Annotated in this window: 23 protein-coding genes; all 23 read left to right on the top strand. The window is 35.8% G+C overall.

Annotated features, from left to right (window positions below; all coding sequences use genetic code 11):
- The first annotated feature begins 2 nt into the window (after nt 1-2).
- The 23 genes from BM121_RS18425 (at nt 3) to rpsO (ending at nt 24,688) form a co-directional block, all read left to right on the top strand.
- On the top strand, nt 3-1,370 hold the full coding sequence (locus tag BM121_RS18425; RefSeq protein WP_091485421.1) for a flagellar assembly protein A: 1,368 nt from the start codon (nt 3-5) through the stop codon (nt 1,368-1,370).
- A gap of 63 nt (nt 1,371-1,433) precedes the next feature.
- Entirely contained in the window at nt 1,434-1,739 is a 306-nt protein-coding gene (locus BM121_RS18420) for a hypothetical protein (protein WP_091485419.1), read from the top strand.
- A 7-nt stretch (nt 1,740-1,746) separates the two neighbouring features.
- Entirely contained in the window at nt 1,747-2,223 is a 477-nt protein-coding gene (locus BM121_RS18415) for a DUF6115 domain-containing protein (protein WP_091485418.1), read from the top strand.
- Nucleotides 2,224-2,377: 154 nt separating this feature from the next.
- Nucleotides 2,378-3,130, top strand: a complete 753-nt coding sequence (rpsB, locus tag BM121_RS18410; protein ID WP_091485416.1) for a 30S ribosomal protein S2 — start codon at nt 2,378-2,380, stop codon at nt 3,128-3,130.
- A gap of 79 nt (nt 3,131-3,209) precedes the next feature.
- A complete protein-coding gene (gene tsf, locus BM121_RS18405) occupies nt 3,210-4,097 on the top strand; it encodes a translation elongation factor Ts (RefSeq protein WP_091485414.1) in 888 nt (295 codons plus the stop codon).
- A 444-nt stretch (nt 4,098-4,541) separates the two neighbouring features.
- Nucleotides 4,542-5,264 carry a UMP kinase gene (gene pyrH / locus BM121_RS18400; protein ID WP_091485413.1) on the top strand — a complete coding sequence of 241 codons (723 nt, stop codon included), beginning with the start codon at nt 4,542-4,544 and terminating at the stop codon, nt 5,262-5,264.
- Nucleotides 5,265-5,266: 2 nt separating this feature from the next.
- Nucleotides 5,267-5,824, top strand: a complete 558-nt coding sequence (gene frr / locus BM121_RS18395) for a ribosome recycling factor (protein WP_091485411.1) — start codon at nt 5,267-5,269, stop codon at nt 5,822-5,824.
- Nucleotides 5,825-5,965: 141 nt separating this feature from the next.
- Nucleotides 5,966-6,733, top strand: coding sequence for an undecaprenyl pyrophosphate synthase (locus tag BM121_RS18390; protein ID WP_091485409.1), 768 nt, complete (start codon nt 5,966-5,968; stop codon nt 6,731-6,733).
- 14 nt (nt 6,734-6,747) lie between these two features.
- Nucleotides 6,748-7,530, top strand: coding sequence for a phosphatidate cytidylyltransferase (locus tag BM121_RS18385; protein WP_091485407.1), 783 nt, complete (start codon nt 6,748-6,750; stop codon nt 7,528-7,530).
- Between the two features lie 26 nt (nt 7,531-7,556).
- On the top strand, nt 7,557-8,699 hold the full coding sequence (gene dxr / locus BM121_RS18380; protein ID WP_091485406.1) for a 1-deoxy-D-xylulose-5-phosphate reductoisomerase: 1,143 nt from the start codon (nt 7,557-7,559) through the stop codon (nt 8,697-8,699).
- A gap of 27 nt (nt 8,700-8,726) precedes the next feature.
- Complete coding sequence (rseP, locus tag BM121_RS18375; protein WP_091485404.1) at nt 8,727-9,983, top strand: RIP metalloprotease RseP; 1,257 nt, start codon at nt 8,727-8,729, stop codon at nt 9,981-9,983.
- A gap of 52 nt (nt 9,984-10,035) precedes the next feature.
- Nucleotides 10,036-11,733, top strand: coding sequence for a proline--tRNA ligase (locus BM121_RS18370; protein ID WP_091485403.1), 1,698 nt, complete (start codon nt 10,036-10,038; stop codon nt 11,731-11,733).
- Nucleotides 11,734-12,465: 732 nt separating this feature from the next.
- A complete protein-coding gene (locus BM121_RS18365; protein WP_091485401.1) occupies nt 12,466-16,752 on the top strand; it encodes a PolC-type DNA polymerase III in 4,287 nt (1,428 codons plus the stop codon).
- 489 nt (nt 16,753-17,241) lie between these two features.
- Nucleotides 17,242-17,715 carry a ribosome maturation factor RimP gene (gene rimP / locus BM121_RS18360; RefSeq protein ID WP_091485400.1) on the top strand — a complete coding sequence of 158 codons (474 nt, stop codon included), beginning with the start codon at nt 17,242-17,244 and terminating at the stop codon, nt 17,713-17,715.
- A gap of 14 nt (nt 17,716-17,729) precedes the next feature.
- Nucleotides 17,730-18,878 carry a transcription termination factor NusA gene (gene nusA / locus BM121_RS18355; protein WP_091485398.1) on the top strand — a complete coding sequence of 383 codons (1,149 nt, stop codon included), beginning with the start codon at nt 17,730-17,732 and terminating at the stop codon, nt 18,876-18,878.
- A gap of 12 nt (nt 18,879-18,890) precedes the next feature.
- Nucleotides 18,891-19,160, top strand: a complete 270-nt coding sequence (gene rnpM / locus BM121_RS18350) for an RNase P modulator RnpM (RefSeq protein ID WP_091485397.1) — start codon at nt 18,891-18,893, stop codon at nt 19,158-19,160.
- A gap of 1 nt (nt 19,161) precedes the next feature.
- Nucleotides 19,162-19,482 carry a ribosomal L7Ae/L30e/S12e/Gadd45 family protein gene (locus BM121_RS18345; protein ID WP_091485395.1) on the top strand — a complete coding sequence of 107 codons (321 nt, stop codon included), beginning with the start codon at nt 19,162-19,164 and terminating at the stop codon, nt 19,480-19,482.
- 4 nt (nt 19,483-19,486) lie between these two features.
- Entirely contained in the window at nt 19,487-21,586 is a 2,100-nt protein-coding gene (gene infB, locus BM121_RS18340; protein WP_091485393.1) for a translation initiation factor IF-2, read from the top strand.
- Nucleotides 21,583-21,861, top strand: a complete 279-nt coding sequence (locus tag BM121_RS18335) for a DUF503 domain-containing protein (RefSeq protein WP_091485391.1) — start codon at nt 21,583-21,585, stop codon at nt 21,859-21,861. The genes infB and BM121_RS18335 overlap by 4 nt, the downstream gene beginning before the upstream one ends.
- A 26-nt stretch (nt 21,862-21,887) precedes the next feature.
- Nucleotides 21,888-22,244: a 30S ribosome-binding factor RbfA gene (rbfA, locus tag BM121_RS18330; RefSeq protein ID WP_091485390.1), complete on the top strand. Its 357-nt coding sequence runs from the start codon at nt 21,888-21,890 to the stop codon at nt 22,242-22,244.
- A 180-nt stretch (nt 22,245-22,424) separates the two neighbouring features.
- Nucleotides 22,425-23,336: a tRNA pseudouridine(55) synthase TruB gene (gene truB / locus BM121_RS18325; RefSeq protein ID WP_091485388.1), complete on the top strand. Its 912-nt coding sequence runs from the start codon at nt 22,425-22,427 to the stop codon at nt 23,334-23,336.
- 9 nt (nt 23,337-23,345) lie between these two features.
- Complete coding sequence (locus BM121_RS18320) at nt 23,346-24,290, top strand: bifunctional riboflavin kinase/FAD synthetase (protein ID WP_091485387.1); 945 nt, start codon at nt 23,346-23,348, stop codon at nt 24,288-24,290.
- Between the two features lie 128 nt (nt 24,291-24,418).
- Entirely contained in the window at nt 24,419-24,688 is a 270-nt protein-coding gene (rpsO, locus tag BM121_RS18315) for a 30S ribosomal protein S15 (RefSeq protein WP_091485385.1), read from the top strand.
- Nucleotides 24,689-24,859: the final 171 nt, after the last annotated feature.

Below are 24,859 nucleotides of genomic sequence, written 5' to 3'. Positions count from 1 at the left end.
TCATGAATGAAATAAAAGAAAAAATAGATATAAATATCTCGAAAAACCGACTAGTAGCAACTTTGTATGTGAAAGATCCAGATGCAGCTGAAGACATAACAGAAGAAGATGTTCTAGAGTTACTATCAAGTTACGACATCATATTCGGAGTTATGAACTTAGCAAAATCAGATTGGAAACAAGAACTGATAGAAAATAATGAATTGGTCATCGCTGAAGGGAAGAAACCGGAAAACGGTACAGATGGTAAATTAGTTGTAAAACAATCGACAGATCGCTCTTTAGCCGAAGAAGAAAAAAAGAATTTTAGAGATATTACTAGAATTCCTATGGTTGCCGAAAATGATATTTTAGCACAATTAATACTACCTACTGATGGTGAACCAGGGATTGATATATTTAATGAATCGCTTAAACAAAAGAAAGGTAAACATTATAAGTGTAAACCAGGAGAAAATGTTTCTTTTGATGAAGCCGAGAATACATTTATTGCTACTTCAAATGGGCAATTATCTGTTAGTGCTCAAGTAATCAATGTGTATCCACTTTATGAAATAAATGGTGACTTAACACTTGAAACAGGTAATATAGAATTTAATGGTTCCGTAATGATTAAAGGAAATGTCCCTACTGGTTTTAGTGTGACAGCAAATGGTGATGTAACGGTGTATGGTATTGTAGAAGCATCTTATATTAATGCAGGTGGCAATATATTAATAAGAGAAGGTATTGCCGGTATGGAGAGAGCAGTTGTTACTGCAGGAGCAAATATTGAAGTGGGTTATATTAATCAAGCAGAAGTGACTGCAGGAAATGATCTGAAGGTAAAAAAATCGATTATGCATTCCCATTGTGTTACACAACAAAATATTTTTTGTGCTAACGGAAGTATTATCGGTGGCAGTTGTTCAGCAGGGAAAGTGATTGAAGTAAAGAATGTAGGGAACTTAGCAAATTCAAAAACGGAACTAGCCTTTGGAATCAGTAAAAAAAGATTAGATAGTGTAAGCGATTTAAAAAAAGAACAGAAAGAGTTAAAAGATAACCAGCATAAATTGCGCATGTTAGGTGACCAATTGAAACAAAAGAAGGATGCTGTTGGTGAATTACCAACAAAAGAACGGATTATGTTATTAAAACAGTGGAATATGCTTGAAAAGACTACAGAAAAGCTTCAAATAGTAGAAAACGAATTAAATGAATTACAATTTGAAATTGGTAATCATGACGGAATGAAATTAATGGTAAACGGAAAAGCATATGAGCATGTTGTATTAATGTTCGGTAAATATAAACGAGTTTTGCACCAAGAACATCAATACTTTCAAGCATATTTAGAAGAAAAAGAAGTTATGATTCAATCTCTCTAGCTAAACTGTTATACTGTAAGTGTATGAAAGTGCGGATGTTTATTTCAATATAGGAGGTATCCTATGAGTTGGAAAGCTGTAGAAATGCAGGTTGCGCTTCCTAGAACGCAGGATGCTGGTAAGATACAGGATCAAATGCAGCAGCAGGGCAGGATTGATCAGAATCAGCTAGCAAAGTCAATGGCTAATGAAGAGTTGAGGAAACGAAAGCAGGTTTTAGAACAAGAAGCAAGTGAACAACTAAAAAATAACAAGCAAAAAAGGGACAACAGCTTTCAAACAACACCAGAAGATAAGAAAAAAGACGATCAGCAACGATCTCAATTCAGACATCCTTACCTAGGAAATAAAGTGGACTTTAATGGTTAAGAGGTAGATTATGTTATATTTATTATTATTGCTTAGTTTTATTATTCATATTGTAACTTTTGTTATTATCAGACAACTGAAATTAAAACAAGATATGCTAACGACAACTGAAGATAATGTTAACCAGCAAGTGAAAAATATCGAAGATACACTTGCCGTTTATTTGGTAGAATTAAAAGAAGAAAACGAAAATTTTGTGAAACAAGTAGGAAAGTTAAATGATAACAAGTCTGTAAATAATAAAAATAAACAAGAGCAACAACAAGTCAGACAACCAGTTGCAGAATTTGACACTTCTAAAGATACAACAGAATATCAACCGATCTCACATGTTGAACAAGTTGAAGATGTTGTAGAACGTTCCACTACAGCTTCTGTGCTACATTTGCATGAGAAAGGTCATACAGTAGATGAAATAGCAAAAAAACTGGACAAAGGTAAAACAGAAGTAGAATTATTATTGAAATTTCAACAAAAAAAATGAAATATCGCTTGCTTGCAATTATACATTATGGTATATTTGTTTTCGGTGTTAAATACACACGTTTGTGGAAGATACGAGTGGTGCTAATAATTAGTCCTTGTATCACATGAAACAAATGGAGGAATAAAAACCAATTTATAGGAGGAAAATATTCATGGCAGTTATTTCAATGAAACAACTACTAGAAGCTGGTGTTCATTTCGGACATCAAACACGCCGTTGGAACCCAAAGATGAAGAAGTATATCTTCACAGAGCGTAACGGTATTTACATTATTGACTTACAAAAAACAGTAAAAAAGGTAGAACAAGCGTACAATTTCGTAAAAGAAGTTGCTGAAAACGATGGAACTGTTTTATTCGTTGGTACAAAAAAACAAGCACAAGAATCAGTAAAAGACGAAGCGATCCGTTCAGGAATGTTCTTTGTTAATCAACGTTGGTTAGGTGGAACGTTAACTAATTTTGAAACAATCCGTAAACGTATCAATCGCTTAAAAGATATCGAAAAAATGGAAGAAGACGGAACCTTCGAAGTATTACCGAAGAAAGAAGTTGTTGGTCTTCTTAAAGAAAAAGAACGCTTAGTGAAATTCTTGGGCGGTATTAAACATATGAATAAAATTCCTGATGTTTTATTCATTATTGACCCTAGAAAAGAGCGTATCGCTGTTGCAGAAGCACATAAATTAAACATCCCGATCGTAGGTATTGTTGATACAAACTGTGATCCGGATGAGATTGATTATGTAATTCCAGCGAATGATGATGCGATTCGCGCTGTAAAACTTCTTACTGGAAAAATGGCAGATGCTATTTTAGAAGCGAAGCAAGGAGAAGTAACAGAAGAAGCTGCTGTAGAAGCAGAAGCTACAGAAAAAACAGAGGTTGAATCTGTAGAAGAGTAATTAAAGGTTTTGGTGATAAGAGGGAGACCTTTTATCACCTTTTTTTCAGCGATATATGATATTAAAGGAGGAAGCTCTAATGGCAATTACAGCAAAATTAGTAAAAGAACTAAGAGAAAAAACTGGTGCAGGTATGATGGATTGTAAAAAAGCACTTCAAGAAACTGATGGTGACATTGATCAAGCTATTGATTATCTTCGCGAAAAAGGTATCTCTAAAGCTGCCAAAAAAGCCGATCGTGTTGCTGCGGAAGGATCTGCTCATGTAGAAGTCTCAGGTAATGAAGCGGTATTGTTAGAATTAAACTGCGAAACAGACTTCGTTACAAAAAATGATCAATTTAAAACATTAGCGCAGGATCTTGCTAAACACATTCTTTCTCAAAAACCAGAAACTGTTGAAGATGCTTTACAACAACCACTAAATGGAGATGGTGAAACACTAGAAAAATTCATCAACTCTAACATTGCAAAAATCGGTGAGAAAATCTCATTACGTCGTTTCACAATGTTTAACAAAACGGATAATGATGCATTTGGAGCATATATCCACATGGGTGGTAACATTGGAGTAGTTACAGTTCTTGAAGGAACAACTGATGAGCAAGTAGCCAAAGATATCGCGATGCACGTAGCTGCTGTAAACCCTAAATATCTATCTCGTGATGCAGTTTCAGGAGAAGAAGTTGAAAAAGAACGTGAAGTACTTAAAACTCAAGCACTAAACGAAGGTAAACCAGAACATATTGTTGAAAAAATGGTAGAAGGTCGCCTTAACAAGTTCTTTGAAGAAATTTGCTTATTAGAGCAAAGTTTTGTAAAAGACCCTGATCAAAAAGTGAAACAAGTTGCGAAAAGCCACGACGCAACAGTTACATCTTTCGTTCGTTATGAAGTTGGCGAAGGAATTGAAAAACGAGAAGATAACTTTGCAGAAGAAGTAATGAGTCAAGTAAACAAGAAATAACATGATAAGATGAGGGGGCACTTGGTGTCCCTTTTCTTTGAAGACATATCATTTTTATTAATATGGAAGTTTGCTTGGGTGAATTATTTGGCACCTGACGACGAATAGAAACGCTCAGACACTGGTTGCCAATAGTTAATTTCTTTCTTGGGCTTAGTTAAGCAACATGCTTTATTAAATAAAAATATAAAAATACTATTTTTTTTAATAAGAATGTTATATAATTTGATGAATTAAATATAAGAATCACGAATGCTTTCGTCAAAAGGATTTGCAGTCAAATGGCATAAAGCATTTATTAGCAAGCCAATACGTTTGCTAAGTAACGTTACGACGAAAAAACAAGTTTTTTAAATGATATATTTTTAAAACTTGAAGATTTTACCCTTTTACTTGGCGAAAATCTTTGTTTTCTTTATAATATTTACATATATGGAGGTAATTATGGCTACTGCTAACTACAGAAGAATTGTACTTAAATTAAGTGGAGAAGCTCTGAGTGGTGAACAAGGGTTTGGCCTTGAGCCATCTATTATCCAATCAGTGGCAAAACAAGTAAAAGATATTGTTGAATTAGGTGTGGAAGTTGCAATTGTTGTTGGTGGTGGCAATATATGGCGTGGTAAAGTAGGCAGTGAAATGGGCATGGATCGTGCAAATGCTGATTATATGGGGATGTTAGCAACTGTAATGAATTCTTTAGCCTTACAGGATAGTCTTGAAAATGTAGGCGTTCCAACACGTGTTCAAACTTCTATCGAAATGCGTCAGGTAGCAGAACCATATATTCGCCGTAAAGCTATTAGACATCTAGAGAAAAAACGTGTGGTTATTTTTGCTGCTGGAACTGGTAATCCCTATTTCTCAACTGATACAACTGCAGCATTACGAGCAGCAGAAGTGGAAGCAGATGTTATTTTGATGGCAAAGAATAACGTAGATGGTGTATATACTGCCGATCCAAAGGTTAACAAAGAAGCTAAAAAATATACAGAGTTGTCTTATTTAGAAATCTTAAATGAAGGATTAGGCGTAATGGACTCAACGGCATCATCATTGTGTATGGATAACAACATATCATTATTGGTATTCTCCATTTCAGAGGAAGGAAACATTAAGAAAGCTGTAATTGGTGAAAATATTGGAACTATTATAAGGGGGAGTTAAACATGTCTGAAAAGTTAATTAAAGAAACTAATGAGAAAATGGATCAAGCAGTGAAAGCATATTCTAAAAGCCTAGCAACAGTTAGAGCTGGCAGAGCAAACCCGGCTTTATTAGATGGTGTACAAGTTGAGTATTATGGTGCACTAACACCATTAAACCAACTGGCATCTATTTCTGCGCCAGAAGCACGTTTGTTAGTTATTACACCATTTGACAAATCTACAGTTTCTGGTGTCGAAAAGGCCATCCAAAAAGCAGATCTTGGGTTATCACCATCCAACGATGGAAATGTAGTTAGAATTAGTATACCTCCATTAACAGAAGAGCGTCGTAAAGACCTAGTGAAAGTTGTTGGTAAGTATGCGGAAGAATCCAAAGTACGAATCCGTAATATTCGCCGTGAGACTAATGATCAATTGAAGAAAGATGAAAAGAATGGTGACCTTACAGAAGATGATTTAAGAGGTTTTCAAGATGATGTGCAAAGTCAAACAAATACACACATTCAAAAAATTGATGATTTAACAAAAGAAAAAGAACAAGAAATTATGGAAGTCTAAGCAAAAACAAGGTAGAATATATAATGAGAGTAGAAGCCCTCTTAATAAGAAGAGGGTTTTTCCACTTTACATAGTAACTATACCTATATTTAAATATATTAAATAGTGAATAGAACGGTTTTTTAATGATGGAGGATAATTATGCGTTTGTTCAAACTTCCTTTTAAAAATAGTAAAGAAAGTACGGCGGATTTTACAGAAACAGTGTCTGAAAATATGCCCAAACACATTGCCATCATCATGGATGGGAATGGCAGGTGGGCTAAAAAAAGAGGAATGCCACGTGTTGCCGGTCATCGAGAAGGAATGGATAATGTCAAGCGAATTGTAAAGGCAGCAAATCAATTACAAGTTGAGATATTAACATTATATGCATTTTCAACGGAAAATTGGAAGCGCCCATTAACTGAAGTAGAATACATCATGAAGTTGCCAATCGATTTCTTGCAGCATTACTTGCCTGAATTAGTTGATGAAAATGTACGTATACAGACTATTGGTGAATTCGATGACTTACCCAAAAATACCAAAGCAGCGATTATGAGAGCAAAAGAGCAAACAGCAGATAACACTGGCTTAATATTAAATATTGCTATCAATTATGGTAGTCGGTTTGAAATGATACGTTCCATAAGAGAAATTTGCCAAGAAGTACAAGAAGGCAAGTATGAGATTGAAGAGATTACAGAAACTACCTTAAGTGACCATTTATATACTTCTCATATAAAGGATCCTGATCTTTTGATTCGGACTAGTGGTGAATTAAGACTTAGTAACTTTTTGCTCTGGCAATCCGCTTATACAGAATTATGGTTTACAGATACATTGTGGCCTGATTTTAGTAAAGAAGAATTTGAGAAAGCTATCAACGATTTTCAGAAACGGAAACGTCGTTATGGTGGAATATAAGGTGTGAAAACAATATGAAAACAAGAATTATTACTGCAGTTATTGCAATTTTGCTTTTCTTTCCATTTATAATAGTAAGTGGCTTTCCCTTTCAAATAATCATGTATATCATTGCCACAATAGGTTTTCTGGAACTTTTACATATGAGAAAGATGACAAAGTATCCAATACCAACAGTGTTAGGTGTTATTTTATTATGGTCTCTGTTATTTCAAGATGAATATTTATTATTTTCAACACGTTTAGAACTACTCATGTTTTTTGTGTTAGTTTTACTTGGTTATACGGTGTTAGTTAAAAATAAATTTACATTTGAAGATGCCGGTTTTTTAATTTTAGCATCTATATATGTCGGTTTGGGTTTTTATTATTTCATTCAAACTAGGGACGCCGAAAATGGACTAGTCTATATTTTTTATGCTATTCTAGTAATATTGTCAACAGATACAGGAGCTTATTTTTTCGGAAGAACATTTGGAAAGAACAAGCTTTGGCCGCAAATTAGTCCGAAGAAGACAATTGAAGGGGCGTTGGGCGGAATACTAATTGCTTGTTTAGTAGCAATTATTTTTCAATACTTTTTTCAAGTACACGAATCAACAATATTAGTTGTTATAGTTACAATTATAGCTTCTGTATTCGCTCAAATAGGTGATCTTGTTGAATCGGCTATAAAAAGACATTATGATGTGAAAGATTCAGGAAAAATATTACCAGGCCATGGAGGTATATTAGACCGTTTTGATAGCTGGTTATTTGTTTTCCCTTTATTACATTTTATCACTTTTATATCATAGACTATTTAACAATAGGAGTTACGGTTATGAAAAATATCACATTATTAGGAGCTACAGGTTCTATAGGTCTACAAACATTAGATGTCATCAAAGAGCATCCTGATCAGTTTCGATTATATGGCATTGCTTTTGGTAAAAATGTAGACAAGGCAACAGAGATAATAAAGGCCTTTAAACCGAAAATAATAGTAGTTCAAGATGAAAAGGTAAGAAAAGAACTGCTGATACATACAGACCAAAGCACAATACTAGTTGGTAGAGAAGCACTGGATGAGGTAAGTGCAGATCCGAAAACAGATGTATTAGTTAATGCGGTGATGGGAAGCGTTGGATTGAGCGCTACATTAACAGCTATCAGACATAAAAAGCAAATAGCTATAGCTAATAAGGAAACCTTGGTAACAGCGGGGCATATAGTTATGGAAGCTGCTAAGAAGTATGGGGTAGACTTATTACCGGTTGATAGTGAACACTCAGCTATTTTTCAAGCTCTTAATGGAGAATCACGGAAAGATGTAAATAAGATTATCGTGACTGCTTCAGGTGGCAGTTTCCGTGATAAAACAAGGGAACAGTTACGTGGTGTAACAGTGAAGGATGCGCTCAATCATCCTAATTGGAATATGGGTGCAAAAATAACGATCGATTCTGCAACAATGATGAATAAAGGCCTTGAAGTAATCGAGGCACATTGGTTATTTGATATACCCTATGACAAAATAGACGTAATTCAGCATAAAGAAAGTATTATTCATTCAATGGTTGAATATGCTGATAAAAGTGTTATTGCTCAACTAGGAACACCTGACATGCGGGTACCAATACAGTATGCTTTGACATATCCTGATAGATTGGCACTACCACCTTCCAAAAGTCTTGATTTAGTAGAAATTAGTACGCTTCATTTTTCAAAGATGGATATGGACAGATTTCCGTGTTTAGCTTTTGCATACCAAGCAGGACGTAAAGGTGGTTCATTACCTACCGTTTTAAATGCGGCGAATGAAGCAGCTGTAGATTTGTTTTTGCGAGAAAAGATTACATTTTTAGAAATTGAAGAAGTAATCGAGAACGCCATGACAAACCATTCTTTTGTTAAACAACCTGATTTAGAAACAATCAATGCGATTGATCAGGAAATTAGAAACAAAACGTATGAAAAATATTGATGAATGTATAGGGAAGGAGTGCTTTGAGTGACAACCGTTATTGCCTTTATTTTAATGTTTGGCCTACTTGTTTCTATTCATGAATTTGGTCATTATTATGTTGCCAAAAGAACCGGAATGCTTGTACGAGAGTTTGCGATAGGGTTTGGCCCAAAAGTATTCTCTACGGTAAAGAATGAAACATTGTATACAATCAGATTGTTACCAATGGGGGGATATGTTCGGGTTGCAGGTGAGGATCCAGAAATTATTGATATAAAACCCGGACAACATATCGGATTAACTTTTAATGACGATGGAGAAGTAAACCAAATTATTGTAAACAATAAAGCCAAACATCCTGATGCTTTCGTGATTGAAGTAGAACATATTGATTTAGATCATGGATTAAGAATTGAAGGCTATGAAATGAATGAAGAAGAGAAGTATTCCTTCCGTGTAAATGAAAAAGCGTCCTTCATTATGGATGAAAAAGCAACCCAAATAGCCCCATACAATCGTCAATTTGCTTCAAAAACTGTTGGACAAAGAGCCTTGCAACTGTTCGCAGGTCCATTCATGAACTTTGTGCTTACAGTAGTGATTTTTATTGTATTAGCGAATATTCAAGGAGTACCAGTTGAAGATGTACGAGTTGGCTCTGTTGTTGATAATAGTCCTGCTCAAGAAGCTGGTTTCCAAGAAGATGATACGGTAATTGAGATAGAAGGGCAAAGTATTAGTAAATGGGAAGAGTTTCAAGAGATCGTTGAAGCAAGTCCAAATGAACCGTTGGAAATGATAGTTTTACGAGATGACGAGCAAGTACCACTCGAAGTCACTCCGGCATTAATCGAAACACCTGAACAGAATGTTGGACAAGTTGGCGTTACTCTTGCATTAGAAAAATCGTTTATTCGAACCATTCCGTACAGCTTAGAGGAAACATATCGTTATTCCACATTGATCTTAACAAACTTAGGCAAATTAGTGACCGGTCAATTCTCCATTGATGTGTTATCTGGACCGGTTGGAATTTATGATGCTACAGATCAGGTTGTAAAAACCGGTTTCATGAACTTTTTAACTTGGACAGCAATATTAAGTGTTAACTTGGGAATTATTAACCTTTTGCCTTTACCAGCATTAGATGGAGGCAGACTCTTGTTTGTTGGTATGGAAGCAGTAAGGGGCAAGCCGATCGACCCACAAAAAGAAGGTATCGTTCATTTTATTGGATTTGCATTATTGATGTTGCTTATGATTGTCGTTACATGGAATGATATTCAACGGCTGTTTTTATAATTGATGAATGCTCTATAGGTTAATATCGAAATTAACGAGGTGAGATTAAAAGATGAGACAAAGTCAAACATTAATCCCAACACTGAAGGAAACACCTGCAGACGCTGAGATTAAAAGTCATCAGTTGTTAGTTCGTGCAGGATATATTAGACAAACAGCTTCAGGTGTATACAGCTTTTTACCAATGGGGAATAAAGTGTTAAAAAATGTTGAAAAAATTGTACGTGAAGAAATGGAAAAAGCAGGTTCTGTAGAGATGTTAATGCCTTCTCTGCAACTGTCTGAGCTGTGGAAAGAAACAGGAAGATGGTATAGTATGGGGCCTGAATTGATGCGATTGCATGACCGCCACGAAAGAGAATTTGCATTAGGTGCCACTCATGAGGAAGTCGTTACAAGTCTTATCCGTGATGAAGTAAAAAGTTATAAAAAACTGCCTCTGTATGTGTACCAGATTCAAACTAAATTTCGCGATGAAAAGCGCCCGAGATTTGGTCTTTTAAGAGGTAGAGAATTTATCATGAAAGACGCCTATACGTTCCATACTAATCAAGAGAGTCTGGATGAAGCGTATCAGAAAATGTTCCAAGCTTATCAAAATATTTTCACGCGTTGTGGTTTGAATTTCCGGGCGGTTATTGCCGATTCAGGTGCAATGGGTGGTAAAGATACCCATGAGTTCATGGTATTATCTGAGATAGGTGAAGATACGATTGCATTTTCTGACACTTCTGATTTTGCAGCCAATATTGAAATGGCAGCAGTCAATGTTACCTATGAACAAAGTGATGAAACTGCACTGGAATTAGAGATAGTTGATACTCCAGGTTATAATACAATGGATGAGGTCTCTCAATTTTTAGGACAACCTTTAGCTAAAGGGATCAAGTCTTTACTGTTCAAAGTAGATGAAAGATATGTATTAGTCTTGTCCCGTGGAGACCATGAAATTAATGATATTAAACTGAAGAATGCATTAGACGCTACTCATGTAGAATTAGCATCTGAAAAAGAAACGAAACAACTATTAAATACAAAGGTAGGCTCCATTGGACCTGTTCATGTACCTAAAGACTTAGAAGTAGTTGCAGATCATGCAGTTGCTGCTATCCGCAATGGCTATTGCGGTGCCAATGAAAATGACAAACATTATCAGAATGTAAACCCTGATCGGGATTTCAATGCATCTTCCTATCAAGATCTTCGTTTTATCAAAGAAGGGGACCCTTCCCCAGACGGCCAGGGAAAAATCAAATTTGCCAAAGGAATTGAAGTAGGACATATATTCAAATTAGGTCAATTCTATGCTGAAAAGTTAGGTGCACAATATTTAAACGAACAAGGTAAACAGGAAACAATGACAATGGGATGTTATGGTATTGGTGTTTCACGTACATTAGCTTCGATTGTGGAACAATACCATGATGAGAATGGCATTAAATGGCCAAAAGAAATAACACCTTATCATGTCCATTTAATTGCAGTGAACCCGAAAAAACAGGATCAACTAGATTTATCAGAAGATATTTATAAACAATTGCAACAAAACAATATCTCCGTTTTATTTGATGATCGTAAAGAACGACCAGGTGTTAAGTTTGCTGATAGTGATTTAATTGGATTACCAGTAAGAATAACGGTTGGTAAAAAAGCTCAAGAAGGCTATGTGGAGTGCAAGCTAAGAGAGAACGGTGAGCAAGAAGATCTTCACGTATCAGAATTAGTAGAAAAAATCAGTTCATTGTTGTAATAATCATATTCCCTTGTCTCTACATCGCAGGCAAGGGAATTATCTATTTAAATGAAGAGAAAAATCCAAAATATGTTGTATTTACCATAAACTGCGCAGTAACTTTTTGCGTGGATTTGCTTTCTTCCTCCTTTTTGATGGTGAGTGCTGGGAAACGCTTCGGCAGAATACTTCGCTTTCCACGGGCACGGCCTTAGCCTCCTCAGAAAACCTAGTACGTTTTCTTGCGGGGCCTTCGGCTCGCGCTGTTCCCGTAGGAGTCTGCGTATTCTGCCTACGCTTTGCATAGTGTTCTGATAACGGAAAGAATAGAACTATTGATATTCTATTCTATGGATTCCCTGTCTTTTTGAACAGAACACTATTCTAAGCTGCGGAAAAATGCGACACTCCTGGGGGAATAGCGCGAGCCGAAGATCCACTTGGTGAAGTGGTTTTCTTCACCAAGTTAGCTGAGGCCGTGCCCCCGGCATAGAAAACACTACGAAGGCGATTTCTGCTTGAGTAGATGTTGTACTTGTGCCCTCGGGTGAAAGGGAGTATTTTTCCGCAGCGATGAATTAGCAGTCACTTCCAGAAGAATGGAAGAACATCTCTCCCAAAATGAATTTTCACTTGTGCGCAGTTTGTATCTATTACAGACAATGGAGAAGTGATGGATCGTACTGGTTTTGGTCGGTTTTGTCTTATGATAAAATAATAGAAAAGATTAATAGGTAAAGGAGATCGAAAATGAGTATCTCTAATCAGGAAAAATTTCAGTTACTAATGAAGCAGGTTGGTATTGCCGATGATATGAAGAACAAATACTTTCAAAATGGTGCAATTGAAAAACTGGAAGTATATCGGTCGAATCAATTATGGCACTTTTATTTTCACCTTGAACAGACTATTCCAGCAGATATATATCAAGCATTTATTTTGAAATTAACCGAAGCATTTTCATCTATTGCCAGAGTTTCTTGGACCATTAAAGTTGATCAACACACTTTAGATGAACAGGAACGATTCCACTATTGGCAAATCTTTTTATCAGAATTGATGAGTGAATCGCCTAAATATCGTGCTTTTGAACATAAAAAACCTCTATTTAACGATAATAATATTATGTTAACTGTGAGTAATCAAATTGAAGCACAGTGGGGTAAAGCAATTCAAACTCAATTTGATCAATTCTGTACGAAAGTCGGAATACCAAAACAAGTCATTAAACTCGAAGTAGCTGCACAACAAGAGGAAATCGAAAAATTCCAACAGGAAAAAGCAATGGAAGACCGCAAAAAAGTGGAAGAAGCTTTTAAAGAGCAAGAGAAACGAGCAAAAGAAGCGAAACCAGAGAGTCCCTCAGGACCTGTTCAGCTTGGTTATCCTATCAAAGAAAATGCTATACCTATGGAGGATGTCATAGAAGAAGAAAAAAATGTTGTCTTTCAAGGATTTGTATTTGATGCTGACATCAGAGAATTACGATCTGGTCGACATTTATTGATACTTAAAGTGACAGACTATACTGATTCTTTTCAAATTAAGATGTTTTCAAAAGGGGATCAAGATGTTGATAAGTTTAAGCAGTTAAAAGAAGATATGTGGATTAAAGCTAAAGGAATAGTACAGACGGATAATTTCACGAATGAATTAACGATGATGGCAAAGGATATTCAACAGGCAGCTTCCGTTACACGAGAAGATCAAGGATATAAAGAAGAAAAACGTGTTGAATTACATACGCATACTTTAATGAGCCAAATGGATGCAGTTGTGTCTGCTTCGAAATTGGTTGAACAAGCTGGAAAATGGGGGCATAAAGCTATTGCCATTACGGATCATGCGGTTGCGCAGGCGTATCCAGAAGCATATGCTGCCGGACAAAAGCATGGTGTGAAAATTGTATACGGCGTAGAAGCAAACGTTGTTGATGATGGTGTACCAATTGCTTATAATGAATCTGATCGTATATTAACAGATGCTACATATGTCGTATTTGACGTGGAGACGACGGGTTTATCTGCAATATATGACACGATTATTGAACTTGCTGCCGTTAAAGTGCATAATGGCGAAATTATAGATCGCTATGAATCTTTTGCAAATCCTCATCATCCTTTATCTGATACCACTACCAATTTGACTGGAATTACAGATGATATGGTTAAAGACGCCCCAGAAGTCGATGAAGTATTAAAGGAATTTAGTGAATGGATGGGAGATGCTATTTTAGTAGCACATAATGCTGATTTTGATATGGGGTTCCTAAATACAGGGTTTAAGCGTATAGGTTATGAAGAGGCAAGTAATCCTGTAATTGACACCTTGGAATTAGCGCGTTTGCTGTTCCCGGAATTAAAGAATCACCGTTTGAACTCACTTTGTAAGAAACTTGATATTGAGCTTACCCAGCACCACCGTGCCATTTATGATGCAGAAGCAACAGGTTATTTATTATGGAAGTTTGTTAAATTATCAATTGAGCGTGGAATTGATAATCATAACCAATTTAATCAGCACATGGGAGAAGGAAATGCTTATCAACGTTCCCGCCCTTTCCATGCTACTTTGTTAGCAGTAGATCAAGAAGGGTTGAAAAATATTTACAAATTGGTTTCATTAGCACATATCGATTATTTCTACCGTGTCCCACGTATACCGAGGTCAAAGTTACAACAATTTCGAAAAGGTATTTTAGTAGGTACGGCATGTGATAAAGGAGAAGTATTCGAAACGATGATGCAAAAGTCAAAAGAACAAGCTGAAAAAGTGGCACAGTTCTATGATTTTGTAGAAGTCCAACCTCCCGAGAATTTTGTGCATCTTTATGATAGAGAATTAGTTCAGAATGAAGCGCAGTTATTCGATATTATTCGTAATATTGTTCAACTTGCTGAAGAACTAGATAAGCCATGCGTGGCTACGGGAAATGTCCATCATTTAGAAAAGAATGATAGTGTCTATCGGCAAATACTGATTTCTTCACAAAGTGGTAATCCATTAAATAGACAAACATTACCGAACACATATTTTCGTACAACAAACGAAATGATGGCGGCATTCTCATTTTTGGGAGAAGAAAAAGCAAAAAAAATAGTCATCACCAATCCGAACGCACTCGTCGACCAAATCGATGAGATAAAACCAGTAAAAGAGGATCTTTATACACCAAATATCGATGGTGCAGATGAAGAAATTCGAGAATTAAGCTATAACTTTGCTAAATCTGTCTATGGCGACCAGATTCCAGAAATTATTGAAAGTCGAGTAGAAAAGGAACTGAAGAGTATTATCGGCCATGGTTTTGCGGTTATTTATTTAATTTCGCAAAAATTAGTGAAAAAATCATTAGATGATGGGTATTTAGTAGGTTCACGGGGGTCTGTCGGTTCTTCATTGATTGCAACTTTTACAGAGATCACAGAAGTTAACCCATTACCTCCACACTATGTATGTCCGGAATGTAAGTATAACGAATTTTTCAATGATGGTTCCGTTGGTAGTGGTTTTGATTTGCCAGACAAGAAGTGCCCTGAATGTAATGCAGAATTGAAGAAAGATGGACAAGATATTCCATTTGAGACTTTCTTAGGATTTAAAGGGGATAAGGTACCTGATATTGACTTGAACTTCTCCGGTGAATATCAACCGCGTGCCCATAACTATACAAAAGTGCTTTTTGGAGAAGATAATGTATACCGTGCAGGAACAATTGGTACGGTGGCAGAAAAAACAGCTTACGGTTATGTTAAAGGATATGCGGGTGACAAAGAATTAACGCTGAAGCAAGCGGAAATCGATCGTTTGGTAAAAGGATGTACTGGTGCTAAGCGGACAACTGGACAACACCCTGGTGGTATTATTGTTGTACCAGATGATAAAGAAATATATGATTTTACACCAATTCAATATCCAGCAGATGATAGAAACTCAGAATGGCTGACAACACACTTCGATTTCCACTCGATACACGATAATTTGTTGAAACTTGATATACTAGGCCACGATGATCCAACCATGATCCGCATGTTGCAAGATTTAAGTGGAATGGACCCACAAACAATACCGACTCATGACGATGAAGTCATGAAGATTTTTTCAGGTCCTGAAGTATTAGGTGTTACAGAAGAACAAATTATGTGTAAGACAGGCACATTAGGTGTACCTGAGTTTGGTACAAGATTCGTACGCCAGATGCTTGAAGATACTAAGCCTAAAACATTCGCTGAATTAGTCATTATATCCGGTCTGAGTCATGGGACTGATGTATGGTTAGGTAATGCACAAGAGCTTATCAATAATGGTATTTGTGGTTTGCCAGATGTTATAGGTTGTCGTGATGATATTATGGTGTACTTAATGCATAAAGGATTAGAAGCATCACTGGCCTTTAAAATTATGGAATTTGTTCGTAAGGGGAAAGGCTTAGAACCGGAATGGATCGAAGAAATGAAGAAACATGATGTTCCCGACTGGTATATAGATTCTTGCAAAAAGATAAAATACATGTTCCCGAAAGCACACGCGGCAGCATATGTACTAATGGCGATTCGAATTGCCTATTTTAAAGTGCATTATCCTATTTATTTCTATGCAGCTTACTTTACTGTAAGAGCAGGTGATTTTGAATTAGATACAATGGTCAAGGGTTCAGAAGCAATGCGCAAACGAATCAAGGAAATATTGGATAAAGGTAACGATGCTCCACCTAAAGAAAAAAGTTTACTTACTGTTTTAGAATTAGCCTTAGAAATGAATGAACGAGGTTTCTATTTTCAAAAAGTAGACTTGTACCGTTCCTCTGCAACGGAATTTTTAGTAGATGGAGACAGTCTGATTCCACCGTTTAATGCTGTGGATGGGTTAGGTACAAATGCTGCAATTAATATTGAAAAAGTGCGAAAAGACGGTGAATTCTTGTCTAAAGAAGATTTACGAGAACGTAGCCGCATTTCTAAAACTGTAATAGAATATCTTGACCAGCATGGTTGTTTAGACGGAATGGCAGAAAAAAACCAATTATCCCTGTTTTAATCGAACATCAGCCATTACTAGGTATTGGATGGAACTTTTATTGGATAAATCCTGTAAATCCCTTGCATTATTCCACCATTCATGCTATATTTTAAACAGATTTCATTTGATGCGGACAGAAAAGAGTGGGAGATTCCCACTCTTTCTTCTTAGCTTCATTTAAGAACGATATAGGGTTTTGATAAATCCCTTGCCATTATTTGGCAAGGGATTTATCATTCCGGCTTCAATTATGCGTGAAGGGTTCGATAAAGTTTGTTGGATACATACCTATTCAGGAAGTAACTATTATATAATTTTTGGAAAGCCGGTATATTGTAGCAGTAAATAAGTATTCATCACGAAAAAATTTATAAACCTTCAATGAATAAGAAGTTAATGATTACTTAACACCCGACATTTGGCTTAGAATCATTTTATGTGTGTATCGTTTAATAAATATGGGAAATATATCTTAAAGGACATAACCGCAGTGGAGGAGGTATTAGAATGGCAAGCAAGATAGTACAACAAACAGAAGAACTAGTTCAACCCATATTAGATGAGCTTTCTTTAGAACTTGTAGATATTGTATATGAAAAAGAAGGACCGAATTGGTTTTTGCGTGTATACATCGATAAAGATGATGGTGTAGATATTGAAGAATGTGGTCAAGTTTCTGAAAGGCTAAGTACTAAGCTGGATGAAGCAGATCCTATTACTGAAGCATATTTCTTAGAGGTTTCTTCACCAGGAGTAGAACGTCCATTAAAAAAAGAAACGGATTTTGAAAAACATATTGGAAAGCATGTCTATGTGAAGCTATATGAACCGATTTCTGGCGAAAAGGAATTCACAGGAGATTTAGTTGATTTCAAGGATGGTAACGCAACTATTCGATATAAAGAAAAAACGAAGCAAAAAGAAGTGGAGATTCCATTTGCCAAAATCGCGAAAGCTCGTCTAGCAGTAACTTTTGATTAAAGGGGGAGACATTTGTGAACAGAGAATTGTTCGACGCAATGAATTATTTAGAAAAGGAAAAAGGAATCAATAAAGATATTCTTATGGAAGCTTTGGAAGCTGCTTTGATTTCTGCTTATAAAAAGAATTTTAAATCAGCAACCAATGTTAGAGTGGATTTAAATGAAGAAGCTGGAACGATGGGTGTTTTTGCACAGAAAGAAATTGTGGAAGAAGTAGAAGATCATAATCAACAAATCTCCCTGGAGGAAGCACAAGGTATTAATCCAGCGTATGAGATTGGTGACGTGGTAGAAATTGAAGTAACGCCAAAAGATTTTGGTCGAATTGCAGCACAAGCTGCGAAACAAGTAGTAACACAACGAGTTCGAGAAGCTGAACGGGGCATTATCTATAATGAGTATATAGACCGTGAAGAAGACATAATGAATGGGACTATTCAACGTATGGACGGTCGTTTCATTTATGTGAATTTGGGTAAAGTGGAAGCCAAATTACCGGAGTCTGAATGTATGCCAACCGAGACATACAATGTTCATGACAGAATTAAAGTATTTGTAACCAAAGTGGAAAATACAAATAAAGGTCCTAATATTTTTCTATCCCGGACACATCCAGGATTGTTGAAGCGATTATTTGAGATGGAAGTACCGGAGATTTATGATGGTACAGTAGAAGTTAGATCTGTAGCTCGTGAAGCAGGAGATCGGTCTAAGATTTCTGTTCATGCTGAGGATCCGGAAATTGATCCAGTAGGGTCATGTGTAGGTCAAAAAGGACAAAGGGTACAAACTATTGTCGATGAATTAAAAGGAGAAAAAATTGACATTGTAGAATGGTCTGAAGATCCTGTTGTCTATGTTTCCAATGCACTTAGCCCCTCAAAAGTTATTCGGGTAAATGTTGATGAGGATGAAAAAGCAACTACTGTTATAGTTCCCGATTATCAACTATCGCTTGCGATTGGAAAACGAGGGCAGAATGCTAGGTTGGCTGCCAAATTAACAGGTTGGAAAATTGATATTAAAAGTGAATCTGAAGCTAAAGAAGAAGGTCTCATTTCAGAAGAAGAGATTGAAGAAAGTATACAGGCTTTAGAATATGAGGATAGCTTGGAATATGAAGAATCCTACGAAGATATGGATGAAGATCTATTTAAGTAAGGAGGTATTCATATGGTTAAAAAACGAAAGAAACCACTAAGAAAATGTGTTGTTACACAAGAAATGATGCCTAAGCAGTCTTTAATTCGAGTAGTGAAAACTAAAGATGGTGATGTTTTTGTAGATCCTACTGGAAAGAAAAATGGGCGAGGAGCTTATGTATCCAAGGATTTACAAGTAATTAACCAAGCAGAAAAAAATGGTACACTGGAAAAACAGTTAGAAGTAAAATTTTCACAAGAAATATATGAAGAATTAAGAACACAGATTGAAGGCGAATAATGTGGTCAATCAAAAATCTTATCTTAATATAATTGGGCTAGCTAATCGTGCAGGTAAATGTACGTTTGGTGAAGAACTAATTGTCAAAGAAATTCAGTCAAAAAAGTCAAGAATTGTTGTAATTGCAAGTGATATAGGTGATCAGACACTAAAGAAAATAACAAATAAATGTACGTTTTATAACATTCCTTATTTCTTTGTAGATGATCGAGATACACTTTCACAAGCAGTTGGTAAATCAGGTCGTGTAGCTATTTCCATTCATGAACAAGGATTTGCGAAGAAATTGATTGCATTACTTGATGAAAATATTCGGGGGTGAACGTATGTCAAAAATACGAGTATATGAGTACGCAAAACAAATAAATAAAACCAGTAAGGAAGTTATTAATAAAATTAAAGAATTAGAGCTTCCGGTTTCCAATCATATGTCTACTATTTCAGATGATATGAAAACAAAGCTTGATCAAAGCTTTCAACCAAAACCAAAAGAACAACCAAAAGAACAGCCAAAAGAACAACCAAAAGAACAACCAAAAAAGAAACAAGCAAAGAATCAACCAAATACAAAGCCTAACAATAATCAATCATCAAAAAAACAAATGAAAAATAATAATAAACAACAAGACAAAAGACAAGAGACAAAAAAACCAACTAATAATCAACCACAAATGCCTAGTAAAATAACCTATTCTGGTTCGATATCAGTTGCAGAATTAGCAGAAAAATTAAATAAAAAAACAAATGAAATCATTAAAAAGTTAATGTTTTCAGGTGTTATGGCAACAAAAAACCAAGATCTCGATGAAGATGCATTAGAATTAATTTGTAGTGAATTTGGCGTAGAAGTGGAACAAGAAATAGAAATAGATAAAGCAGACCTTGCAACATATATTGATGAAGATGATCCGAATAAATTAGAGGAGCGTCCTCCTGTTGTAACGATTATGGGGCACGTTGACCATGGTAAAACCACTTTACTTGATTCCATTCGCCATACAAAGGTAACAGCCGGTGAAGCGGGCGGTATCACCCAACATATCGGTGCATACCAAGTAAGAGAAAATGATAAAAAAGTTACCTTCCTTGATACACCGGGGCACGCAGCGTTCACAAGCATGCGTTCACGTGGTGCTCAAGTTACTGACATTGCTATTTTAGTGGTAGCAGCTGATGATGGTGTAATGCCACAAACCATTGAAGCAATCAACCATGCCAAGGCAGCAGAAGTGCCGATTATAATAGCAGTGAACAAAATGGATAAAGAAGGAGCAAATCCCGATCGTGTGATGCAAGAGTTAACAGAATATGAATTAATTCCTGAAGACTGGGGTGGAGATACAATCTTCGTACAACTCTCTGCTATAAAAAGAGAAGGAATTGATGACTTATTAGAAATGATCCTTCTTGTGGCAGAAGTAGAAGAATTAAAAGCTAATGCCGACCGACGTGCTAATGGTACGGTCATAGAAGCACAATTGGATAAAGGTCGCGGTCCTGTTGCATCATTACTCGTTCAAAATGGTACACTAAAAGTAGGGGATCCCATTGTAGTTGGTAATACGTTTGGTCGTGTTCGTGCGATGGTAAATGATTTAGGGAAACGTATTAATTCAGCTGGACCTTCTACACCTATTGAGATTACAGGTCTTAATGATGTACCATTAGCAGGAGATCAATTTGTTGTGTTTAAAGACGAAAAGCAAGCACGCCAAATTGGTGAAATGAGACAAGAAAAACAATTGGAAGAAAAACGTGGTACACAGTCTCGTGTCAGTTTAGATGATTTATTCGAGCAAATTAAACAAGGTGAAATCAAAGATATTAACGTAATTATTAAGGCAGACGTACATGGATCTGTGGAAGCATTAGCAGCATCATTACAAAAAATCGATGTAGAAGGTGTGAAAGTTAACATCATTCATACTGGTGTTGGTGCTATCAAGGAATCTGATATTATTCTTGCTTCAGCATCTAATGCCGTCGTTATTGGGTTTAATGTCCGACCAGATAATAACGCGAAAAAAGCAGCAGAATCAGAAAAAGTTGATATTCGTCTTCACCGTGTCATTTATAAAGCAATTGAAGAAGTCGAAGCTGCTATGAAAGGTATGCTTGATCCTGAATTTGAAGAAAAAGTGATTGGTCAAGTGGAAGTAAGAGAAATCTTTAAAGTATCCAGAATTGGAACAATAGCAGGTGCATACGTAACAGATGGAAAAGTAACCAGAAATGCTGGTATTCGCTTGATTCGTGATGGTGTAGTCATCTTTGAAGGTGAAATTGATACATTAAAACGCTATAAAGATGATGTGAAAGAAGTCGCACAAAATTACGAATGTGGTATTACGATTAAAAACTACAATGATATTAAAGAAGGCGATGTAATTGAAGCATATGTGATGGAGGAAATTAAAATTTCATGATCACCTATGCAGAAGTTGAAATCTTTTTGTATGAATGTCATTCTTTAAAGGATAAACGATCTGTATTAAAAAGGATTAAAAGTCGTCTTAGTAAAGATTTAAATATTGCTATCTCTGAAATGGATTATCAAGACTTATGGCAACGATCTAAGCTGGGGATAGTCGCTGTATCCGAATCGAGTGAAATTAGTCAACAAATTATCCAACAAGCACTAAGTCTACTCGATTCCTTTACGGAAATAGAACGGACTATTACAAATACTGAAATCAGATGATGTAAGTTAGGAAAGAGGTGATATAGATGGGGGAATTACGCTCTAATCGAGTCGCCGAACAAATGAAAAAAGAGCTTGGTGATATCATATCCCGCAAAATGAAAGATCCTAGAATAGGGTTTGTTACAATTACTGATGTAGAAGTAACCGGAGACTTGCAACAAGCAAAAGTTTTTATCTCGGTTTTAGGTGATGAAAACAAAAGGCAAGAATCTCTAATTGGACTTGCTAAAGCAAAAGGGTTTATCCGTTCGGAGATTGGTAAACGTATTAGACTGAGAAAAACACCAGAATTAATGTTTGACTTCGATGACACCATTGAAAGAGGAAATCGAATCGAACATATTCTTAAAGAATTAAACGAATCAGAAGAAGAGCAATAAGAAAAAGTGCCAGCGAATTCCACCAATTAGTAAGCTTTCTTTATTGAGGGAAATTACCCTAGACGCTGAGCTCTGGATCTAGATAGACATCTCTGGATGTATATTTTATAAATAAATGAGAACCCTTGTCTTTACAAGGGTTTTCTGAATGTCTACATTTAATGAAAGTGGAGGTAACGTATGGACGGGATTTTACCTTTATGGAAAAATAAAGGCATGACATCACATGACTGTGTTTTTAAGGTTAGAAAATTACTAGGTACAAAAAAAGTAGGGCATACTGGTACACTGGATCCAGAAGTGGAAGGACTCTTACCTATTTGTCTAGGCGAGGCAACGAAAATTGTCCCATATTTAATGGATACTACTAAAACATATCGAGCAACGGCAACATTGGGGTTTTCTACCGATACGGAAGATCAAACAGGAGAAATACAGGATCAAGAGAATGTTGATAACGAAATATCGAGAGAATCCATTCATGAGGTATTGCAAGAATTTTGTGGTGAAATTACACAGCAAGTCCCTCTATATTCAGCAGTAAAGGTGAATGGAAAAAAACTATATGAATATGCAAGGGCCAATGAATCAGTTGAAAGACCTTTTCGTCAAGTGCAAATACACAATATTCGTTTTTTGTCTACAACATATGATAAAGTTGATAAGACACAAGCTATTGAATTTGAAGTTACATGTACTAAAGGTACATATGTCCGTACACTATGTGTTGATATCGGAAAAGCTTTGGGGTTTCCTTCCCATATGTCCCATTTAGTGAGAATAGCTACTGGGAATTTGTCAGAACAAGACACGTTTACTCTTGATCAAGTTCAAGACCACTTGCAGAATAACGAACCAATTCCACTATTATCAATAAATAAAGTACTTGCTCATTTAGATAACTTGGATGTAGATGAGGATACGAAGGAAAAAGTATATCATGGGCAAAAATTTCCATTACCTAGTCCAATACCTAATACGACTTTTTTTCGAATGACTTATCACAATCAAATTGTAGCTATATATCAAATACATGATAATAAGAAAGAAATAAAACCAGCTCGTGTTTTCAGATTTAATGAAAGAAAGTAGGTGAAACAGGTGAAAGTGCAATCACTTGTATATCCCCATGATTTTGAAAAAGACAATTTGCCAGATACAGTAGCTGCTATTGGCTTTTTTGATGGGGTTCATAAAGGACATAGGGCGGTAATACAGCAAGCAATTAATATCGCCAGCCAAACAAAAAAAGAATCTGCAGTGATCACTTTTGATCCGCATCCTTCTGTAGTATTGCAAAAGAAAAAAGATTCTGTGCGGTATATTACCCCTATTGAAGACAAAATTAAAAAGATTGAAGCATTAGGGGTGGAACGTTTATATATTATTCGATTTGATCAATCATTAGCTAAGTTAACACCAATAGAATTTATCAATCATTTTATTGTGACCTTACATATAACTCATTTAGTTGCTGGGTTTGATTTTACATTTGGTCATAAAGGTTCAGGTAATATGGATAATATTCATGAGTTTATTGGTAACGAACTTGAGATTACAACTATAGGTAGATTAGATTATCAAGAAGATAAAATTAGTTCAACTAGGATTCGTAATGAATTGGAACAAGGGAACATGAAAACAGCAGAGATATTACTTGGCAGGCCTTATTCCTTAACAGGTGAAGTCATTCATGGGGATAAACGTGGTCGAACCATTGGCTATCCAACTGCAAACTTACTGATTGAGGATTATTATTTTTTACCGAGAATAGGTGTATATGCTGTAGAAGTGGAAGTTGGAGATAAGCAATTTTATGGTATGGCCAACCTTGGATATAATCCAACATTTACAGATGATCGTGAAAATACTAAACTTGAAGTACACATCTTCGATTTTGATGAGAATATTTACGGCGAAAAAATAGTCGTGTATTGGAAAAAATATATTCGAGACGAAGAAAAGTTCTCAGGAATTGATGAATTGGTAGATAAGCTGAAAGAAGATGAAGAACAAACTCGTGATTTTTTTACAATAAATGAATAAAACCACTTGCATTTTAAGTCGAAAAGTTGTAACCTTTAATACGGAAACCATCCACTTGGCTATTCGATTTCTCCGGCGATTGCTAGGGGATTGGGGTTTCAAACTGGAAATATTAGGAGGTGAATAGGATGGCTATAACACAAGAGCGTAAGAATGAAATTATCACAGAATACAAAACACATGAGAACGATACTGGTTCACCAGAAGTTCAAATCGCTGTCCTTACTGAGGAAATTAATAATTTGAATAACCACTTGCGTTTTCATAAGAAAGATCACCATTCACGCCGTGGTCTATTAAAAATGGTAGGTAAACGTCGTAACTTGTTAAATTATTTACGTAATAACGACATTTCACGTTACCGTACACTAATTCAAAATTTAGGTTTACGTCGATAAACCAACAAAAAGCGGGAGTGATCCCGCTTTTTCTGTATGTAAAAAACTAGTGGGAATAATAACTTAACAAGGAATATGTATATATTTTCAGAAATCATGATTTTTGTTAAAGAAATACATGACATATTGATTATTTCTATGCAAAATAGAAAATACTAATATTATTCCGAA

Origin of the sequence: Gracilibacillus orientalis (genome assembly GCF_900114645.1) — a bacterium.
GTDB classification, from domain to species: Bacteria; Bacillota; Bacilli; order Bacillales; family Amphibacillaceae; genus Gracilibacillus; species Gracilibacillus orientalis.
The sequence above is the reverse complement of the archived record's forward strand: the minus strand, read 5'-3'. Positions and strand labels throughout refer to the sequence as shown.

Coding starts and splice junctions, on each gene's coding strand:
- BM121_RS18425 (WP_091485421.1), top strand. CDS start 3: ATGAATGAAATAAAAGAAAAAATAGATATAAATATCTCGAAAAACCGA.
- BM121_RS18420 (WP_091485419.1), top strand. CDS start 1,434: ATGAGTTGGAAAGCTGTAGAAATGCAGGTTGCGCTTCCTAGAACGCAG.
- rpsB (WP_091485416.1), top strand. CDS start 2,378: ATGGCAGTTATTTCAATGAAACAACTACTAGAAGCTGGTGTTCATTTC.
- tsf (WP_091485414.1), top strand. CDS start 3,210: ATGGCAATTACAGCAAAATTAGTAAAAGAACTAAGAGAAAAAACTGGT.
- pyrH (WP_091485413.1), top strand. CDS start 4,542: ATGGCTACTGCTAACTACAGAAGAATTGTACTTAAATTAAGTGGAGAA.
- frr (WP_091485411.1), top strand. CDS start 5,267: ATGTCTGAAAAGTTAATTAAAGAAACTAATGAGAAAATGGATCAAGCA.
- BM121_RS18390 (WP_091485409.1), top strand. CDS start 5,966: ATGCGTTTGTTCAAACTTCCTTTTAAAAATAGTAAAGAAAGTACGGCG.
- BM121_RS18385 (WP_091485407.1), top strand. CDS start 6,748: ATGAAAACAAGAATTATTACTGCAGTTATTGCAATTTTGCTTTTCTTT.
- dxr (WP_091485406.1), top strand. CDS start 7,557: ATGAAAAATATCACATTATTAGGAGCTACAGGTTCTATAGGTCTACAA.
- BM121_RS18370 (WP_091485403.1), top strand. CDS start 10,036: ATGAGACAAAGTCAAACATTAATCCCAACACTGAAGGAAACACCTGCA.
- BM121_RS18365 (WP_091485401.1), top strand. CDS start 12,466: ATGAGTATCTCTAATCAGGAAAAATTTCAGTTACTAATGAAGCAGGTT.
- rimP (WP_091485400.1), top strand. CDS start 17,242: ATGGCAAGCAAGATAGTACAACAAACAGAAGAACTAGTTCAACCCATA.
- rnpM (WP_091485397.1), top strand. CDS start 18,891: ATGGTTAAAAAACGAAAGAAACCACTAAGAAAATGTGTTGTTACACAA.
- infB (WP_091485393.1), top strand. CDS start 19,487: ATGTCAAAAATACGAGTATATGAGTACGCAAAACAAATAAATAAAACC.
- BM121_RS18335 (WP_091485391.1), top strand. CDS start 21,583: ATGATCACCTATGCAGAAGTTGAAATCTTTTTGTATGAATGTCATTCT.
- rbfA (WP_091485390.1), top strand. CDS start 21,888: ATGGGGGAATTACGCTCTAATCGAGTCGCCGAACAAATGAAAAAAGAG.
- truB (WP_091485388.1), top strand. CDS start 22,425: ATGGACGGGATTTTACCTTTATGGAAAAATAAAGGCATGACATCACAT.
- rpsO (WP_091485385.1), top strand. CDS start 24,419: ATGGCTATAACACAAGAGCGTAAGAATGAAATTATCACAGAATACAAA.